Genomic DNA, 18,298 nt, shown 5'->3' with positions numbered 1-18,298 from the left:
GAGAGACATGACAGACATCGACTGGGACGAACTCCGTCAGGTCGCGACCGAGGCGATGACGAAGGCGTACGCGCCGTACTCGCGCTACCGGGTGGGCGCCGCCGCCCTCGTCGGCGACGGACGCATCGTCGCCGGCTGCAACGTCGAGAACGCCTCGTACGGCGTCACGCTGTGTGCGGAGTGCGCGCTCGTCGGCGACCTGCACATGTCGGGCGGCGGGCAGCTCGTCGCCTTCGTGTGCGTCAACAACGACGGGCAGACGATCATGCCGTGCGGACGCTGCCGGCAGCTGCTCTATGAACACGCGATGCCCGGGATGCTGCTGGAGACCGTCTCCGGCATCCGGACCATCGATGAAGTACTGCCGGACGCGTTCGGCCCCCGAGCCCTTCGTCAGGCTCAGGAACCAGAAGGAGAGTGGCGATGAGCGTTGAGCCTTTCGACGCGGTGGATGTCATTCGCGCCAAGCGCGACGGAGGTGCGGTGCCCGAGAAGGCGCTGCGCTGGATGGTCGACGCGTACACGCGCGGCTACGTGTCGGATGCGCAGATGGCGTCGTTCGCGATGGCGATCTTCCAGCGCGGCATGGAGCGCGACGAGATCCGGGTGCTCACCGATGCGATGATCGCATCGGGGGAGCGGATGAGCTTCGCCACCCTGGGCAAGAAGACCGTGGACAAGCACTCCACGGGAGGCGTCGGCGACAAGATCACGCTGCCGCTCGCGCCGCTCGTCGCCGTGTTCGGCGTCGCGGTGCCGCAGCTCTCCGGTCGTGGTCTCGGGCACACCGGCGGCACGCTCGACAAGCTCGAGTCGATCCCGGGCTGGCGCGCGGCGCTCAGCAACGAGGAGATGTTCGCGCAGATGCAGGGCGACGTGGGCGCGGTGATCTGCGCCGCAGGCTCGGGCCTCGCTCCCGCCGACAAGAAGCTCTACGCGCTGCGCGATGTGACCGGCACGGTCGAGGCGATCCCGCTGATCGCCTCGAGCATCATGTCGAAGAAGATCGCCGAGGGCACCGACGCGCTCGTGCTCGACGTGAAGTTCGGCTCGGGAGCGTTCATGCAGGACATCGACAGGGCGCGCGAGCTCGCCCGCACGATGGTCGCTCTCGGCACCGACTCCGGCGTCGCCACCACTGCACTGCTGACGGACATGAACGTGCCCCTCGGCTTCGCCATCGGCAACGCCAACGAGGTGCGCGAGTCGGTCGAGATCCTCGCCGGCGGCGGACCCGCCGACGTCCGGGAGCTGACGATCGCCCTGGCTCGCGAGATGCTGGCGCTGGCCGGACAGCCGGACGCCGATGTCGAGGCGGCTCTCGATGACGGACGCGCGATGGACGGCTGGAAGGCCATGATCCGCGCCCAGGACGGCGACCCCGACGCGGCACTGCCGACGGCGCGAGAGACCCACGTGGTCACGGCACCGGCAGACGGCGTCGTCTCGCAGATGGATGCGCTGCCGTTCGGCGTCGCAGCCTGGCGGCTCGGTGCCGGACGCGCGCGGGCGGAGGATCCGGTCGTCTTCGAAGCCGGCATCGATCTGCACGCGAAGCCGGGCGACCGGGTGGTGGCCGGTCAGCCGCTGTTCACCCTCTCCGCTGCAGATGAGGCGCGATTCCCGAGAGCGCTCGAGGCACTGGAGGGCGCGTGGGCCGTCGGCGACGAGGCTCCGACCGCGGGTCCCATCGTGCGCGAGCGCATCACGGCGTGAGCGGCGACCGCTAGCCTGAACTGAGCTCAATCCGCGACCGAGAGGAATCCGATGTCGATCGACGCGAACGGTGATGTCACCATCCAGGGGGCCTCCCTGCGCAGCCTGCCCAAGGTGTCGTTGCACGACCACCTGGACGGCGCCGTGCGCCCGTCGACCATCATCGAGCTCGCGGATGCGATCGGACTCGCTCTTCCCGAGACGAACCCGAAGTCGCTCGGGCAGTGGTTCGCCACGAAGAGCGACTCGGGCTCGCTCGTCGAGTACCTGAAGACGTTCGACGTCACCACCGCCGTCATGCAGACGACGGAGGGCCTGACCCGCGTGGCGCGCGAGTTCGTGCAGGATCTGGCGGACGACGGCGTGATCTACGGCGAGGTGCGCTGGGCTCCCGAGCAGCACCTCACGCGCGGACTCTCGCTCGAGCAGGCCGTCGAGGCCGTGCAGCAGGGCATCGAAGAGGGCGAGGATGCCGCGGATCGCGCCGGTCGCAGCATCCGCGTCGGCCAGCTGCTCAGCGCCATGCGGCACACCGATCGCTCGAGGGAGATCGCGGAGCTCGCGGTCGGCTTCCGAGGCCGTGGCGTGGTCGGGTTCGACATCGCCGGTCCCGAAGACGGATTCCCCGCCTCGGATCACCGCGCTGCATTCGACCTCCTCGCCGAGAACTTCTTCCCGGTGACGGTGCACGCCGGCGAGGCCGCAGGTCCCGATTCCATCCGCTCCGCGCTGATCGACGGACGCGCACTGCGTCTGGGTCACGGCGTGCGGATCGCGGAGGACCTGCAGGTGATCACCCAGGAGGGCGACGAGGTGCAGGTGCAGTTCGGCGACCTCGCCCGCTGGGTGCGGGATCGCGAGATCCCGCTCGAGCTCTCGCCCTCATCGAACCTGCAGACCGGGGCGATCACGGCATGGGGCAACACCCTCGCCGACCACCCGTTCGATCTGCTCTACCAGCTCGGATTCGCCGTCACGGTCAACGTCGACAACCGCACCATGAGCGCCACGTCGCTCACGCGGGAGCTCGCGAACCTCGTGGCGACGTTCGAGTACGACCTCGACGATCTCGAGACCTTCCAGTTCAACGCGGCGGCCGGGGCGTTCCTGCCGGTCGAGGAGCGCGAGGAGCTCGTCGAGATGATCGCCGAGGGATTCGACGTCTGAGTCATGGTTTCCGGGGGGAAACGACGCCGTGCAGGCCTCGTCATCATCATCAGCGCCGTCGTCGTCCTCGCGGGGGGAGCCGCCCTGGCGTACGCCTGGGTCACGCGCACGCCGGCGGAGGTTATTCCGCGCACGAGCACCGCGACCATCGAACGCTCTCTGACCCCCGCGCAGCGGCTCCTCGCGGATGCGGACGACCCGCAGGCGTGCGCGGTGAGCTTCGTGGGCGACGGCGCACCGCAGGACCCGATGCTCCAGCATCAGGACGCCCTGTACGTCGGTCTTCCGATCCCCGCCCAGGACGGCCGCGTGTTCGCGGGCTGGTACGCGACCGAGGCCGATGCCACGGCGATGACGGTCGCCACCAGGGTGAACGGCGCCGACCCGGTCGTCTGCATCGACCAGCAGGTAGCCCTGTTCGCCGCGTGGACCACACCGGAGGCCAACGCGGCCGCCGACGTGCAGGTGTCGATCCTGATGTACCACCAGTTCACGACGAACCCCGACGGCGAATCCGGGTGGCTGCGAGGCAACTACGCGTACATCGGCGACTTCGACGCGCAGATGAACCACATCGCGAGCACCGGCTTCTACCTCCCGACGTGGGATGAGCTCAGCGCGTTCATCGACGGTCGTCTCTCACTGCCCGCGCGTTCCGTGATCATCACGGATGACGACGCGGACCAGACCTGGTTCGACCTGGCGGTGCCGGTGATCGATCGGTACGGGCTCCTCTCGACCTCGTTCATGATCACCGCGGATCGTCAGGATCCTCCGCCCTCGAAGTACGTCCTCCGGCGATCGCACACGCATGACATGCACAAGGCGGGCGACAACGGCAAGGGACGGATGGTGAACTGGACCGCCGAGCAGATCGCCGCAGACCTCAACGCCTCCGCCGACGTGCTCGGGGTGCGGGAGGTCATCGCCTACCCGTACGGTCACTACAACGACACGGCGAAGCAGGGCGTCACGATGGCCGGCTACGAGATGGCGCGCACGATCGAGCCGGGATACGTCGAGATCGGCACGGACAAGCTCGCGCTCCCCGTCGTCCGCATCGACTACGGCATGGGCCTCGACTCGCTGATCAAGCGGATCGGCTGACCGCTGATCGCTGACCGCTGACCGCTGACCGCTGACCGCCTCGGCAGCCGGTCAGCGCGGGGCGAGCTCCGCCATGAAGGGGCCGAGGATCTCGGCGACCAGCGCGTGCATCTCGTCGCTCGTGATCTTCGGCTCTCCGTCGCCGGACTGCGGGCCGTAGTCGCCGAACGATGCGTGCGACGCTCCGTCGATCGCGACCATCTTGGCGTCGGTCGGCAGCAGGTCGCGGGCCGCATCGACCTTCGCGGGCGTGGACAGCCCGTCTGCGGTGCCCGAGAGGCTCAGCACCGCGAGATCGGAGTCGGAGACGTCGTTCGCGCAGTAGGAGCCGAACAGCACGAGCGCCTCGGCATCGGCGGCCAGCTGGCAGGCGCGGACGCCACCCAGCGAATGACCGCCGACGGCCCAGTCGTCGATGTCGGGGGCGGCGGAGGTGAACGCGTCGAGTCCGCGGAGGTCGAAGAACGCGAGGTTGAGCCATGGGCGCGTGATCACGACCGTGACGCCCTCTTCGGCGAGGCTCTGCAGGATCGGGGCGTACGCCCACGGATCCACCTTCGCTCCGGGCACGAAGACCAGGCCGCGGTCGGAGGCGCCGTCGGCCGGGGTGAGGACGATCCCCTGCTCGGCATCCTCCACCTGGATCGCGGGGTTCTCCCTGACGCTCGCCAGCGGTGCCCGCTCCGCCGGCATCACCCCGATCTGGCTCCAGGCGACGGTGCCGCCGATTCCGAGGACGAGGACGGCGACGAGTCCCCAGACGATCACCTTCAGGACGCGACGGCCACGCTTCTTCTGCACGTCTCCAGACTACGGCTCGATCGCGAGCCGCTCCCGGCGTACGGCCGTGCGGTACGCGTCCTTGTTGACGTAGTACGCCATGCGGTCCAGCCCGAGGTAGCGGTAGCCGCCGGTGAGGTCCGGCCACGGTGCGGTCCTCACACGGGCGCGGAACCGCGCGGCGGCGCCGGGGTCGCGCTCGGCGGCATGGAGGTAGGCGGCCAGGAGGTCGGCCTGTTCGTAGCGCCCCTGCCAGCCGATGCCGGACGCCTCGATCATGCCCATCACGTACAGACCGTTGAACGAGGACGGGAAGATGTTCAGGAACAGACGAGGGGCTGCGCCCTGCCACGACAGGTGCGCGCGGTCGACGAACGGGTAGTCCAGCCGGTATCCGGTCGCGAGCAGCACGAGGTCGTAGTCGTCGGCGGACCCGTCACGGAACCGCACGGTCGCCCCGTCGAATCGGTCGACGTCGGGACGGATGCGCAGATCGCCCTGCCCGAGATGGTTGAGGATCATCGTGTTGACGATCGGATGGGATTCGTAGATCCGATAGTCCGGCCGGGGGAAGCCGAAGCGCACGGGGTCGCCGGTGAACGCGCGGAGCACCCGACTGTCGACCGCCTGCTTGATGCGAGCCGGCAGCGGCCTGCCCTGGTTGAGGGTGTCGCTGGGGCGTCCGAACAGGTATCGCGGCACGAAGTAGTAGCCGCGGCGCACGCTCATGTCCACGGACGCCGCTCGGTGCACGGCGTCGACGGCGATGTCGCACCCGGAATTGCCCGCGCCGATCAGCAGCACGCGTCGTCCCTCGAGCTGGTCGGCGGATCGATAGTCGCTGGTGTGCATCAGCTCACCGGTGAACGCGCCGGCGAAGGCGGGGATGCTCGGCGTCGCCAGGGTGCCGTTCGCGAGCACGACTCCCGCGTACCGCCGCGTCCGTGTGCCCTCCGCGTCCACACTCGTGAGGTCCCAACCGCCGTCGCGCGGCTCGAGGCGGGTGACGGTCGTGTCGAAGCGGAACAGATCGACGAGGTCGAAGCGGTCCGCGTACTCCTCGAAGTACTCCTTCAGCACACGGTGACCGGGGTAGTCCGCCGAGGACCGCATGGGGAACTCGGCGAACTCCGTCGTCGTCCTCGACGAGATGAGATGAGCCGACTCGTACATCGTGCTGCGGGGGTTGTCGATGTCCCAGAGCCCGCCGACGCCGTGCGAGGCCTCGTAGCCGTCGACGGTGACACCCCGACGCGTCAGCGCCCGCGCGGCGGCCAGTCCCGACGGACCCGCGCCGATGATGGCGTACCTGCTCATGCTGCTCCTCACACGGCACCGTGCTGACACGGCATCCTGCTCACACGACACCGTGCTCGCGCGACTGCGCCCCCTGCCGATCGTAACGGCAGGGGGTGCAGGGGCGACAGGGCGCAGGACTCAGGCGCGCAGCGCCGTCTGCCGCGACACGACCGCATCGTGGATCGCCGGGAAGAGCGGATGCTCGGGCGCGAGCCCCGTGGTGCGGGTGGTGAACGCGGCGGCGTCCTCCGTGCGCAGAAGCTGCTGCAGCTCCACGGCCTGCTCGTCGTCCGACTCGTCGAACTCGAGGGCGGCGGTGACCGCGCCGACGAGCGCCGTCGTCGACAGCCCGCGCTCTGCGGCCATGGCCGCGGGGCCGATGAATCGCTCGTTGCGCGAGATCTTGCGCAACGGCTGACGTCCCACGCGCTGCACGGTGTCGACGAGTGCAGGGTTGCGGAAGCGCTCGAGGATCGTCGCGCGGTAGTCGGCGAGGTCGGCAGGATCGAGACCGTGCTGTGCGACGAGCACCGCCGACGTCTCCTCCAGGGCGGCGGAGACCCGAGCCGCGATCTCGGCGTCGTCGAGCGCATCCGAGATGCGCTCGATCCCGGCACGGGCGCCGAAGTACGCCGTGGCGGCGTGCCCGGTGTTCACCGTGAACAGCTTGCGCTCGATGTAGGGCGCCAGGTCGTCGACGAAGTGCGCGCCGGGGATCGTCGGCAGAGCGCCGTCGAAGGCCCCGGTCTCGATCGCCCACTCGAAGTACGGTTCGACGGTCACGTCGACACCGCCGTCCGCGGGCTGTCCCGGCACGATGCGGTCCACCGCGGTGTTGGCGAACACGGCGCGCGAGAGCAGATCGCCGGCATCCGCGCCCGCCGCCTTCTCGACCTCCGCGCGCAGCGTGTCGGTCGCGCCGATCGCGTTCTCGCACGCCATGACCTGCAGCGGGGCGGCGTCGGGGGAGCGGCGGCGCAGCCCCTCGACGATCGTCGGCGCCACGAACCGCAGCACGGTCGGACCCACGGCCGTCGTGACCACGTCGGCGGAGGCGACCTCGTCGGCCACGGCATCCGGATCGGTCTTGCTGTTCACGGCGCGGAAGCCGGTGACCACGTGGTCGACGCCTCCGGGGCCGGCCTCGTGCACCGTGTACGAATCGACCGCGTTGATCGCGTCGACCAGGGCGTCGGCAACGTCGGAGAAGACGACCTCGTAGCCGCCCTCGTGCAGCAGCAGCCCGACGAAGCCGCGCCCGATGTTGCCGGCTCCGAAGTGGACCGCCTTCTTCACTCGTTCACCGCCGAGAGCAGGGCGTAGAGCTCCTCCGGGGTCTGTGCGGCGTTGAGCTTCGCGACGTCATCCTCGTCGGAGAAGAGGATCGCGATCTGCGAGAGGATCTCGAGGTGCTCGTCGCCGCGGCCCGCGATGCCCACGACGAACGTGGCGGGCTCGCCGTCCCAGTCCACGCCGCCGTCGTAGCGGACCACCGAGAGCGCGGAGCCGAGGATGGCATCCTTCGCGTCGTTCGTGCCGTGCGGGATCGCCAGGCCGTTGCCCATGAAGGTCGACACCGTCTGCTCGCGCTGGCGCATGGCGTCGACGTACGCGGGGGTGACGGCGCCGGCGGCCACCAGGATGTCGGTGGCCTCCTGCAGGGCGGCGTCCTGCGTGCTGGAGCCTGCGTGGATGCGGACCTGGTCGAGGGTGAGAACGCTCATGGTGATTCCTTCTTCCTGAATGTGGAGGAGGGGCGGATGCCGAGGCACCCGCCCCTCCCGGTCTGTCACGCCTCGGTGCCGCGCTGCTCGCGCACCATCTCGACGACCTCTTCATACTTCGGGGAGTTCATGAAATTGTCGACCGAGACGTGGATCGAATTCGGCGACTGCGCCTTCGCGCGATCCGTCAGCTGCTGCTGCGTGATCACGAGGTCGGCCGTGCCGTCGAGGTTCGCGATTGCCTGGTTGGTGACGGTGATGCCGTCGACCCCCGCCTTCTTGAACCTGTTGCGCAGCACGCTCGCGCCCATCGCCGACGAGCCCATGCCGGCATCGCAGGCGAACACGACGTTCTCGATACGGCGGTCGGTCGCTACCGCTGCCGGAGCGGCGGCGTTCGCGGCGGATCCGGAGGACGCGCGGAGCGCGTCCATCGCCGCGGAGGACTTGCCCTTGTTCGCCTCGGTCTGTGCGATCGCGGCGCCGAAGGTGTCACCCTCGGCGGCGAGGTCGCTCTTGCGGGAGGCGCGCAGGATCACACCGGTGATGAGGAACGTCACGGCGGCGGCGACGACCACCGACAGGTATACGACGAGGAGGTTGCCGACGCCGCTGCCGATGGCTGCTGCCGTCACGGCGATGATGCTGCCGGGCGCGGCCGGGAAGGCCAGACCGCCGCCCAGGATCATGTTGGTCGTGACACCGGCTGCTCCACCCGCGATCAGCGCGAGGATCGTCGTCGGCTTGCTGAGCGCGTAGGGGAAGTAGATCTCGTGGATTCCGCCGAAGAACTGGATGATCGCCGCTCCCGGTGCCGACGCCTTCGCCGCGCCGACGCCGAAGAACGTGAACGCCAGGAGCAGTCCGAGGCCGGGGCCGGGGTTCGCCTCGATGAGGAAGAGGATCGACTTGCCGTTCTCCGCAGCCTGCTCGATGCCGAGCGGTGTGAACACTCCGTGGTTGATCGCGTTGTTGAGGAAAAGCACCTTGGCGGGCTCCACGATGATCGACACGATCGGCAGGAGGCTGAGCGACACGAGCCAGTCGACAGCGGCGCCGAGCACGGCGCTGATGCCGAGCATCACGGGGCCGAAGGCGAAGAACCCGAGGATCGCGAGGATCATGCCGAGGATGCCGGCGGAGAAGTTGTTCACGAGCATCTCGAACCCGGGCCGGATCTTGCCGTCCCACAGTCGGTCCATCTGCTTCGTGATCCAGGCGGCCAGCGGGCCCATGATCATCGCTCCGAGGAACATGGGGATGTTCGTGCCGACGATGACACCCATCGTCGCGATCGTCGCCACGACGCCGCCGCGCTCGCCGTAGACCATACGGCCGGCGGTGTTGGCGATGAGCAGGGGCAGCAGGTAGGTGACCATCGGGCCGACGAGGCCGACGTACGCGAAGATGTTGCCGCCGTCACCTTCGGCGAGTGCCGTCATGGCACCCTGCCAGCCGATGACTGCGGAATCTCCGCCCCCGCCGATGATCTCGGCCACAGGGGCCCAGTGCCACCCGGGGAAGGGTGTATCCGCGCCGAAGAACCCGGCCGGGATGAACAGCATGGTGATGAATCCCCACGCGATGAACGCGGCGATGTTGGGCATGATCATTCCGGACAGGAACGTGCCGAAGCGCTGCACGCCCGTTCGGAGGCCGCCTGCCTTCGTGGCGGCCGGTGACGTCGTCGTCATGATGTCGTCTCTTTCTGCTGGTGAGGGGGAAGGGGTGCTGTGGCGTCGGCCACGGCGAGGCGGGCTCCGGCGGCGTCGTCTGCCGCCAGTGCCAGTTCGGCGAGGTTGCGGGCCTCGTCGAGGGTTCGGGTGGAGAGCATCCGGCGCACGTCCGCGAGTGCGGAGGGTGCCATCGAGAGGGTCGTCGCGCCGAGGCCGACGAGCACCACGGCGAGCATCGGATCCGCGGCGGCTTCGCCGCAGATGCCGACGGGTTTGCCGAGGCGGGCACCGGCGGCGCCGACCTCGCGCACGAGGCGGAGGACCGCAGGGTGCCACGGGTCCTGGAACCCGGCGACGGAGCCGAGCATGCGATCGGCGGCCATCGTGTACTGGGTGAGGTCGTTGGTGCCGATCGAGGCGAAGTCCGCATGGGCGAGCACCCGATCCGCCAGCAGCGCTGCCGCCGGGACCTCCACCATGACGCCCGCCGTCTTCAGCCCGTACTCACGGGCGAGGGAGGTGAAGTACTGGGTCTCCTCGACGGTCGCGACCATCGGGGCCATGACCCACAGGTCGGCCTCGGTCGCGGCATCCGCCTCAGCGAGCGCCGTCAGCTGCTCGCGCAGGATGTCCTCGCTCGCCCGCAGCGCGCGCAGACCGCGGAGCCCGAGAGCGGGGTTCTCCTCGTGCGCGTCGTTGAGGAACGCCAGGGGCTTGTCGGCGCCGGCATCGAGCATCCGCACGACGACCTTCTTGCCGGGGAAGGCCGCGAGCAGCTCCCGGTAGGACTCCCGCTGCTGCTCGACGGTCGGCGCCTGGGCCGACGAGAGGAACAGGAACTCGGTGCGGAACAGCCCGACGCCCTCAGCCCCGCGTTCGACGGCATCGGCTGCGTCTGCGGGCTTTCCCAGATTCGCCAGCAGCGGGATCAGCGTGCCGTCGGCGAGGGCGCCGGGAGTCAGCGGTGCGTCGTCTGCCGAGCGTCGGGCGGCCGCGCGCTCGTCGGCGCGGTCCTTCTCGTCGTCGGTCGGATCCACGGTCACGATGCCTGCCGCCGCGTCGACGATCACGGACGTGCCCGTGGTGAGATCCGCGGCCGCGGAGGCGCCGACGATCGCGACGATTCCCTTCTCCCTGGCCAGGATCGCGGTGTGCGAGGTGGGGCCGCCGTCGAAGGTGACGAGGGCGAGCACCTGATCGAGATCGAGGAGAGCCGTGTCCGCGGGCGCGAGGTCCCTCGCGACGAGGACGAACGGATGACCCGGATCCGGCACGCCGGGAGCATCTTCGCCCCGGAGCCGGGCGAGAACGCGCTGGGCGATGTCGTCGAGGTCGGCGGCCCGCTCGCCGAGGTAGCCGCCGACGGCCTCCAGCGTCGCGCGGAAGCCGGCGAACGCGTCGTGCACGGCCCACTCGGCGGTGGCGCCGTCGTCGATCCTGGCGTCGACCTCGTCCTGCAGCGTCGGGTCCTCGGCGATCATCGCCTGGGCCTCGAGCACCTCCTGGGCCGAGCCGCCCGCGGACTCACCGCGAGCCGTGAGCTCCGCCGCGACCGCGGTGACCGCCTCACGCGCACGGGTGCGCTCGACGTCGGCGCCCTGCGTGCTCGGAGTGTTCTCGGGTGCGGGCGAGGCCTCGGTCATGCGCACGACGACGCCCTGGGCGACGCCCAGCCCGATGCCGACGCCGCGCACTTCGCTCATGCGCTCTCCTGGTCGTGGTCGGTGGTGAGCAGTTCGGTCAGGGTGTCGAGAACGCCCTCCGCGCCGTCGCCGTCCGCCGTCAGCGTGACGTAGTCGCCGTGCTCCACCGCGAGCGCGATGACACCGAGGATGCTGGCGGCGTTGACCGGCTTGCCGGAGTCCTTCGCGATGGTCACCGGGATACCCGACTCCTTCGCAGCCTGTGCGAACAGCTTCGCGGGGCGGGCGTGGAGTCCGTGGGAGGAGCCGATCCGAACGGTGCGGGAGACGGTCATGATGTTCCTTTCGAGGTGGTGTCGGCGAGGATCGAGCGCGCGAGCGCCAGCGTGCGGGTGCCGTCGCGGTCGGTGAAGACGTCCTCCGGGAGCACGACGACACGGGTGCGCGCCACGTCACGGATGGCGTCGAGGCGATCGGCGAGGTGAGGGCCCACGAGGACGAGGTCGTGCACGCCTCCGGCGACGGAGTGCTCCATGCCGGCAGACGCGTCCCAATCGAGACCGGCGTCCGACGCCGCTCTGCGGAGCCGCTGCGCGACGAACGTGCTGGACGCGCCAGCGCCGCACACCACGAGGATCCTCATCGATGCTCACCCTTCCTGAGAACAGTCTGGGAACCGGAAGCCCCCTCTCGCCAACAGCATCCTTTCCGCCCCTGCGGAACGTCGGTTCCGGAGCGGGGTGCTCCGCTTACTGACATCATGGGAATCACGTCAGGACAGTGCAGTCGGCACGGAGGAGGGGAGGATCATGTCGCGTCAGCGTCAGGACCAGCTCCTCTCGACCCTCCTCCGCCAGGGCGACTGGGCGACGGCCGCGAGCCTCGCCGATCAGCTCGGGGTGACCCCGCGCAGCATCCGCTCGTATGTGGCCGCCGTGAACGCCCGGACCGGTGATGCGGACGCCGTGGAGTCCGGACCCGCGGGGTATCGGGCAGGTGTCGGTGCGCGTCGCGCACTGCGCACGCGTCAGAGCGGCGAGTCGGCCCCCAGAGACCGACTGCACGGGCTGGTCCGCACGCTCCTCGACGTTCCGACCGGCGTCGACGTGTTCGAGGCGGCGACCGAGCTGCACGTCAGCGAGGCGACCCTCGAGGCGGATCTCGCGCGGGTGCGCGGCCTGCTGGAGGGGACGGAGCTGACCCTGGAGCGCGACCGCGAGATCGTGCGGCTGCGCGGCACCGAAGCGGCGCAGCGGCGGCTGCTCAGCCGCCTCGCCCACGACGAGATGGACGCCGCCTCCTTCCACCCCGAGACCTTCCGGCGCGCGCTCGCGGGCGGCGCGGTCGCGGCGGGGTCGGTCGCGCCCTTCAAATCCGCGCTGGTGCGCGAGCTCGGTCAGCTCGGCTACTACGTCAACGAACTCGCGATCTCCGACGTGCTGCTGCACATCGCGATCGCCGCCGAGCGGGTCGCCGCGGGACATGCCCTGGAGGCCGGTCCCATGGGGGCGCGCGAGGAGATCCCCCGGGTGGGCGCCGTGATCGCCCGTCTGGCTCGCGAGCACTTCTCGGTCACGCTGGGCGACGGCGACAGCAGTCACCTCGCCTCGCTCGTGCTCACGCGCATCGTCGCACCGGGGGAGGATGCCGCGGGCGACGTGGCACGCAGCGGTGTCGACCCTGCGGTCGAGAGCGCCGTCAGAGCCGAGATCGCCCGTGCCGCCGAGGACTTCCAGGTCGATCTGGTCGATGAGACGTTCGTGCTCCGTCTGGCGCTGCACGTGCAGAACCTGATGCGACGTGCCGAAGAGCGGGCGCTGACCCGCAACCCGCTCACCCGCTCGCTGAAGACCTCGTATCCGATGATCTTCGAGGTGGCCGTGTCGATCGCCAGCGGGCTGCACGATCGCCTGGGCACGCCGATCCACGACGACGAGATCGCCTACGTCGCCATGCACGTGGGAGGACGCCTCGAGCGCAGCCGCAAGGCGGAGTCGATCCTCACGGCGACGATCGTCTGCCCCGGGTACTACGAGCTCCACGAACTGCTGCGATCGAGCGTCGACCGGTCGCTGGGCTCGGCGATCGAGGTCACCAGCGTCATCACGAACGTCGATCCCGACTGGACGTCCTTCGACACCGACCTGGTGCTCAGCACCATCGAGCCCGGCGCGGTCGGCGATCGGTTCGTGCGCATCCAGCCCTTCCTCACCGACTCCGATGTGGATCGCATCCAGCAGGCCGCGGCCAGGGTGCGACGGGGGCGACGGCTGACCCGGCTGCGCGCCGAGCTCGCCCGCTACTTCGATGCCGACGCCTTCGTCTACCCGCTCCCCGACGAGGGCGAGGAGGCGATCATCCGACGACTCGGAGGGCTGCTCGTCACGGCCGGGCTGATCGGCGAGGACTACGTCGAGAACACCATCGTGCGCGAGCGCATGTCGTCGACCGCGTTCACCGACGCGCTCGCCGTCCCGCACGCGCTGCAGATGACGGCGACGAGGACGGCGATCGCCATCGGCGTGGCGGACGGATCCGCCGCGTGGGGCGAAGGACGGGTGCAGGTGGTCGCGCTCGCCGCCTTCAGCGAGACGGATCGTGCCGCATTCCAGACGGTCTTCGAGCAGCTCGTCGAGGTGTTCAGCGAGCGCGACAGCGTGCAGCGCATCCTCCGCCGGGGCACGAGCTTCGAGACGTTCCTCGACGAGCTCGTCGCCGTCATCGACGGCTGACGGTCAGCGGTCGCCGGCCGTCCGCCCCCGTGTCGTCAGCCGCGGGGGTCGAGGACCGCGGCGAGGGTGTCGAGGACGGAGGCGGCATCGGCCGACTCCGCGGTCTCGAGCACCACGGCGTCGCCGGGCGCGAGCGCGAGATCCATCAGTGCGAGGACGCTGCTGAGATCCACGACCGCGCCCGACGACGTGCGCAGGGTGACGGCATGCGGATGCGCCTGCACGAGCCGCACGAGCTCGGCGACGGGGCGGGCATGCACCCCGTTGTGCGCGGTGATGACGACGTGTCTTCTCGGCATCCGCGGCCTAGGAGCGTTCTTCCAGGAGCGACCGCACGGCGGCCTCGAGTCCGCGCACGGTCTCGGCCGCGCCCGCAGCCGAGTCGGCCTTCGCGTCGATGTAGACCTTGAGCTTGGGCTCGGTGCCGCTGGGGCGGACGATGATCCGGGAGCCGTCGTCGAGCCGATAGCGCAGGACGTCGCCCGAGGGCTGCCCCTGCGCCGCGTGCAGCAGGTCCTGCGCCTCGGCGACGCCGAGAGTGCCGAAGCGCGCGGGGGGCAGGGTGCGCAGTGAGAGCATCACGTCGCCGATGACCGAGAGGTCCTCGACGCGCACCGACACCTGTCCGCTCGCGTAGTGGCCGTAGGTGTCGCCGAGCTCGGTGAGCAGCTCGGAGAGCGACCCTCCGCGGGCGTGCGCCTCGGCCGCGAGACCGAGGATCGCGACCGCAGCCGAGATGCCGTCCTTGTCACGCACCGTCTCGGGGTTGACCAGGTACCCGAGCGCCTCCTCGAAGCCGAAGGCGATCCCCGGCGCACGCGAGATCCATTTGAATCCTGTGAGGGTCTCGTGGAAGTCCAGTCCGTGATGAGCGGCGACGGCGCCCAGACCGGGGGAGGAGACCAGCGAGCAGGCCAGTGACGCCCCCGGTGTGCCCGCGGCGACCCGCGCCGCCCGCGCGCCGAGCAGCAGGCCGACCTCGTTGCCGGTGAGGCGGCGCCAGCCGCTCTCCGAGGAGGCATCGGGGATCGCCACGGCGAGGCGGTCGGCATCCGGGTCGTTCGCCAGGATGAAGTCCGCCTGCACCCGCCGGGCGCGTGCGAAGGCGAGGTCCATCGCACCGGGTTCCTCCGGATTGGGGAACGACACCGTGCGGAAGGTCGCGTCTGGCTTCGACTGCTCCCCGACGACCATGGGCTGCGGATACCCCGCAGCAGCCACGATCTTCGACAGCGTCTCCCAGCCCACCCCGTGCAGCGCCGTGTACACCCAGCGCAGATCCGAAGCGCCTGCGGGTGCCGGCGCCACCGCGGCGGTCGCGGCGATGTACGCGTCGACGACATCCTCGCCCGCCGTCTCGTACGCCCGCGAGCGCGGGAGCGTGGAGATGTCGCCGTCGTCGGCGATCCGCTGGATGTGCGCGGCGATCTCCGAGTCGGCAGGGGCGACGATCTGCGACCCCTGATCCGCTCCGCCGAGGTACACCTTGTAGCCGTTGTCGTTCGGCGGGTTGTGCGAGGCGGTCACCATGACACCGGCATCCGCGCCGAGGTGCCGCACCGCGAAGGCGAGCACCGGGGTCGGCAGGAGCCGGGGGAGGAGGATCGCGCGGAGTCCTGCTCCGGCGAACAGCTCGGCCGAGTCCGTCGCGAAGACCCGCGAGTTGCGACGGCCGTCGTAGCCCACGACGACCGTGGGGGTGCCCTCACCGGCGCGCTCGCGCAGGAATGCGGCGAAACCGGCGGCGGCCTGCGCCACCAGCACCCGGTTCATGCGGTTGCTTCCGGCCCCGAGAGCTCCGCGCAGTCCCGCGGTGCCGAAGGCCAGACGGGTGCCGAAGCGATCGTCGAGGTCGGCGACGGCGGTCTCCTCGCCGCCGGCGGCGCGGGTGATCACCGCGGCGAGCTCGTCACGGGTCTCCGCGTCGGGGTCCTGCCGCATCCACGCGCGAGCCTGCGCGAGACGTGCCTCGCTCACAGCGCCTCGACCACGCGGGCGAGCAGCGCCGAGATCACGGGCTCCGCCTCGCGGCCGGCCTCGATCACCTCGGCGTGGCTGAGCGGGGTCTTCTGGATGCCGGCGGCGAGGTTCGTGATGAGCGAGAAGCCCAGGATCTCCATCCCGGCCTCCCGCGCGGCGATGGCCTCGAGAGCCGTCGACATGCCGACGATGTGTCCGCCCATGTGCTTGGCCATCTGGACCTCGGCCGGTGTCTCATAGTGCGGTCCGCGGAACTGCGTGTAGACGCCCTCGTCGAGCGAGGGATCGACGCTGCGCGCGATGTCGCGCAGACGGGTGGCGTAGAGATCGGTGAGGTCGATGAACGTGGCACCCTCGAGCGGCGAGTCGGCCGTGAGGTTGATGTGGTCGCTGATCAGCACGGGCTGGCCCGGGGTCCAGGTCTCGCGCACGCCGCCTGCGCCGTTGGTGAGCACCATGATCTTTGCGCCCGTGGCCGCGGCCGTGCGCACCGAGTGCACGACACGACGGACGCCGTGGTTCTCGTAATAGTGGGTGCGGGCGCCGATGACGAGCACGTTCTTGCCGTCGGGGGTGCGGATGCTGCGGAGGGTGCCGACATGGCCCTCGAGGGCGGGCTTGGAGAAGCCGGTGACCTCGGTCGCCGGGATGGTCGCTGTGGTCTCGCCGATGATGTCGGCGGCCTTGCCCCAGCCGCTGCCGAGAGTCAGAGCGATGTCGTGCTTCTCGACTCCGGTCAGGCGCGCGATGTCTGCGGCTGCGGCTGCGGCGACCTCGAACGGGTTCGCATTCGGGTCGTCGAGGGGGTTGCTGTGTGTTTCGGACATGGATCCACTCTAGGAAGGTGCAGGCTCGGGGGCCAGGATTGCGGAAGAATGGAGACCATGTCTTCCACCCCTTTTGAGCGCACTCAGCGCGTCGCCGTCCTCGGTGGCGGTCCCGGCGGTTATGAAGCGGCCCTGGCGGCTGCTCAGCTCGGAGCCGAGGTGACCCTGGTCGAGCGCGTGGGCGTCGGAGGCGCGGCCGTGCTCACCGACGTCGTGCCGTCGAAGAGCCTGATCGCCACCGCGGATGCCGCCGTGGCGATCTCGGAGGCCTCGGATCTCGGCGTGCAGTTCTACGCCAAGGGGGAGCACGGCAAGCCGCTCAAGCCCGAGATCGCGATCAACCTGGCCGCCGTCAACAAGCGCCTCATCGCACTCGCCGGTCAGCAGTCCGAGGACATGCGCACGACACTCCTCGACGCCGGTGTGCGGATCCTCTCCGGCCACGGCCGCCTCGAGGGGCCGAATGCGATCGTCGTCTCGACCGGCCAGGACGGCACCGACTTCGACCGCATCGAAGCCGACACCATCATCGTCGCCGTCGGGGCCTCGCCCCGTGAGCTCGACTCCGCGAAGCCCGACGGCACACGCATCCTCACCTGGACGCAGCTGTACGACATGAAGGCGCTGCCCGAGCACCTCATCGTCGTCGGCTCCGGTGTGACCGGTGCCGAGTTCGCCTCGGCGTACATGAACCTCGGCGCGAAGGTGACCCTCGTCTCCAGCCGCGACCAGGTGCTGCCGGGTGAAGACCAGGATGCCGCGCACGTGCTCGAGAAGGTGTTCACACGTGGCGGCATGACGGTGCTCTCCAAGGCTCGTGCCGAGAAGGTCGAGGTCACGAAGGACGGCGTCATCGCCACCCTCTCCGACGGGCGCACGGTCGAGGGCAGCCACTGCCTGATGGCCGTCGGGTCCATCCCGAACACGGCGGGCATCGGGCTCGAAGAGGCGGGCGTCGAGCTCACCGAGCAGGGCAACATCCGCGTCAACCGTGTCGCGCGCACCTCCGTGCCCAACGTCTACGCGGTCGGCGACTGCACGAACTTCTTCCCCCTGGCATCCGTCGCGTCGATGCAGGGCCGCACAGCCGTGTTCCACGCGTTGGGCGACATCGTCATCCCGTTGGAGCTGATCAAGATCACCTCGAACATCTTCACGGCGCCCGAGATCGCGACGGTCGGCTACTCCCAGAAGGACGTGGAGGAGGGCGTCGCAGACGGGCTCGTCTACAAGCTGCCGCTGGCGGCGAACCCGCGCGCCAAGATGATGGGCATCAAGGACGGCTTCGTGAAGCTGATCGCCCGCAAGGGATCCGGCACCGTGATCGGCGGCGTGATCGTGGCGCCCAAGGCCTCCGAGCTGATCTATCCGATCGCCGTCGCGGTCGAGCGCCGTCTGACCGTCGACCAGGTGTCCCGCGTGTTCGCGGCATACCCGTCGCTGTCGAGCAGCATCACCGACGCGAGTCGTGCCATGCACCTCGTCAACGCGAAGATCACCTGACACCCGCGGCTGCCGCCGCACATGAGAGAGGGGGGGGGGCGGGGGGGGGCGCGGCCGTCGTGAGGGCTGGCGGGAAGGTGGTGTTGGTGCTGGTGGTGGGGGGCGGGGCGTGGGCGCCCGCGCCGGCCCCCGCGCGTTCGAAAG

The 18,298-nt window shown here is 69.9% G+C and carries 17 protein-coding genes; 6 read left to right on the top strand and 11 right to left on the bottom strand.

Going from position 1 to position 18,298, the window contains the following annotated elements:
• The first annotated feature begins 7 nt into the window (after positions 1-7).
• From ABTZ43_RS02275 to ABTZ43_RS02260, 4 genes are read left to right on the top strand one after another with little or no spacing between them, the layout of a single operon-like run.
• Positions 8-427: a cytidine deaminase gene (locus ABTZ43_RS02275; protein WP_045253522.1), complete on the top strand. Its 420-nt coding sequence runs from the start codon at positions 8-10 to the stop codon at positions 425-427.
• A complete protein-coding gene (locus ABTZ43_RS02270) occupies positions 424-1,716 on the top strand; it encodes a thymidine phosphorylase (RefSeq protein ID WP_045253521.1) in 1,293 nt (430 codons plus the stop codon). Before ABTZ43_RS02275 ends, ABTZ43_RS02270 begins: the two co-directional genes overlap by 4 nt.
• A gap of 51 nt (positions 1,717-1,767) precedes the next feature.
• On the top strand, positions 1,768-2,883 hold the full coding sequence (locus ABTZ43_RS02265; protein ID WP_350537690.1) for an adenosine deaminase: 1,116 nt from the start codon (positions 1,768-1,770) through the stop codon (positions 2,881-2,883).
• A gap of 3 nt (positions 2,884-2,886) precedes the next feature.
• On the top strand, positions 2,887-3,990 hold the full coding sequence (locus tag ABTZ43_RS02260; protein WP_350537689.1) for a polysaccharide deacetylase family protein: 1,104 nt from the start codon (positions 2,887-2,889) through the stop codon (positions 3,988-3,990).
• A gap of 51 nt (positions 3,991-4,041) precedes the next feature.
• Here ABTZ43_RS02260 and ABTZ43_RS02255 read toward each other — a convergent pair whose 3' ends face one another.
• The 8 genes from ABTZ43_RS02255 to ABTZ43_RS02220 form a co-directional block, all read right to left on the bottom strand.
• Positions 4,042-4,791, bottom strand: a complete 750-nt coding sequence (locus ABTZ43_RS02255; protein WP_350537688.1) for an alpha/beta hydrolase — start codon at positions 4,789-4,791, stop codon at positions 4,042-4,044.
• Positions 4,792-4,800: 9 nt separating this feature from the next.
• Positions 4,801-6,087: a flavin-containing monooxygenase gene (locus tag ABTZ43_RS02250; RefSeq protein WP_350537687.1), complete on the bottom strand. Its 1,287-nt coding sequence runs from the start codon at positions 6,085-6,087 to the stop codon at positions 4,801-4,803.
• Between the two features lie 120 nt (positions 6,088-6,207).
• Positions 6,208-7,365 (bottom strand): mannitol-1-phosphate 5-dehydrogenase, encoded by a 1,158-nt coding sequence (locus tag ABTZ43_RS02245; RefSeq protein ID WP_350537686.1) that lies wholly within the window; start codon positions 7,363-7,365, stop codon positions 6,208-6,210.
• Positions 7,362-7,793 (bottom strand): PTS mannitol transporter subunit IIA, encoded by a 432-nt coding sequence (locus ABTZ43_RS02240; RefSeq protein WP_056420925.1) that lies wholly within the window; start codon positions 7,791-7,793, stop codon positions 7,362-7,364. Before ABTZ43_RS02240 ends, ABTZ43_RS02245 begins: the two co-directional genes overlap by 4 nt.
• A gap of 65 nt (positions 7,794-7,858) precedes the next feature.
• A complete protein-coding gene (locus ABTZ43_RS02235) occupies positions 7,859-9,487 on the bottom strand; it encodes a PTS mannitol transporter subunit IIBC (RefSeq protein WP_350537685.1) in 1,629 nt (542 codons plus the stop codon).
• Complete coding sequence (gene ptsP / locus ABTZ43_RS02230) at positions 9,484-11,172, bottom strand: phosphoenolpyruvate--protein phosphotransferase (RefSeq protein ID WP_350537684.1); 1,689 nt, start codon at positions 11,170-11,172, stop codon at positions 9,484-9,486. The genes ABTZ43_RS02235 and ptsP overlap by 4 nt, the downstream gene beginning before the upstream one ends.
• Positions 11,169-11,447, bottom strand: a complete 279-nt coding sequence (locus ABTZ43_RS02225) for an HPr family phosphocarrier protein (RefSeq protein ID WP_045253512.1) — start codon at positions 11,445-11,447, stop codon at positions 11,169-11,171. Before ABTZ43_RS02225 ends, ptsP begins: the two co-directional genes overlap by 4 nt.
• A complete protein-coding gene (locus tag ABTZ43_RS02220) occupies positions 11,444-11,755 on the bottom strand; it encodes a PTS sugar transporter subunit IIB (RefSeq protein ID WP_056420935.1) in 312 nt (103 codons plus the stop codon). The genes ABTZ43_RS02225 and ABTZ43_RS02220 overlap by 4 nt, the downstream gene beginning before the upstream one ends.
• A 166-nt stretch (positions 11,756-11,921) precedes the next feature.
• On the opposite strand from ABTZ43_RS02220, the gene ABTZ43_RS02215 reads away from it, so the two are divergent.
• Complete coding sequence (locus tag ABTZ43_RS02215) at positions 11,922-13,844, top strand: BglG family transcription antiterminator (protein ID WP_350537683.1); 1,923 nt, start codon at positions 11,922-11,924, stop codon at positions 13,842-13,844.
• A gap of 35 nt (positions 13,845-13,879) precedes the next feature.
• Here ABTZ43_RS02215 and ABTZ43_RS02210 read toward each other — a convergent pair whose 3' ends face one another.
• Genes ABTZ43_RS02210 through ABTZ43_RS02200 form a run of 3 tightly spaced genes read right to left on the bottom strand, consistent with a single transcriptional unit; the run spans position 13,880 to position 16,651 of the window.
• A complete protein-coding gene (locus ABTZ43_RS02210) occupies positions 13,880-14,143 on the bottom strand; it encodes an HPr family phosphocarrier protein (protein WP_149424223.1) in 264 nt (87 codons plus the stop codon).
• 7 nt (positions 14,144-14,150) lie between these two features.
• The gene (locus ABTZ43_RS02205; RefSeq protein ID WP_350537682.1) at positions 14,151-15,821 is read right to left on the bottom strand and encodes a phospho-sugar mutase; all 1,671 of its coding nucleotides are present in this window, start codon (positions 15,819-15,821) and stop codon (positions 14,151-14,153) included.
• Complete coding sequence (locus tag ABTZ43_RS02200) at positions 15,818-16,651, bottom strand: purine-nucleoside phosphorylase (RefSeq protein ID WP_045253507.1); 834 nt, start codon at positions 16,649-16,651, stop codon at positions 15,818-15,820. The genes ABTZ43_RS02205 and ABTZ43_RS02200 overlap by 4 nt, the downstream gene beginning before the upstream one ends.
• Positions 16,652-16,699: 48 nt before the next feature.
• Here ABTZ43_RS02200 and ABTZ43_RS02195 point away from each other — a divergent pair, with 48 nt between their 5' ends.
• Positions 16,700-18,154, top strand: coding sequence for an NAD(P)H-quinone dehydrogenase (locus ABTZ43_RS02195; protein WP_188042459.1), 1,455 nt, complete (start codon positions 16,700-16,702; stop codon positions 18,152-18,154).
• Positions 18,155-18,298: the final 144 nt, after the last annotated feature.

The sequence above is a fragment of the Microbacterium sp. NPDC097977 genome, from assembly GCF_040302605.1.
Classification (GTDB): Bacteria; Actinomycetota; Actinomycetes; order Actinomycetales; family Microbacteriaceae; genus Microbacterium.
This window is presented reverse-complemented; position numbering and strand designations above follow the sequence as displayed.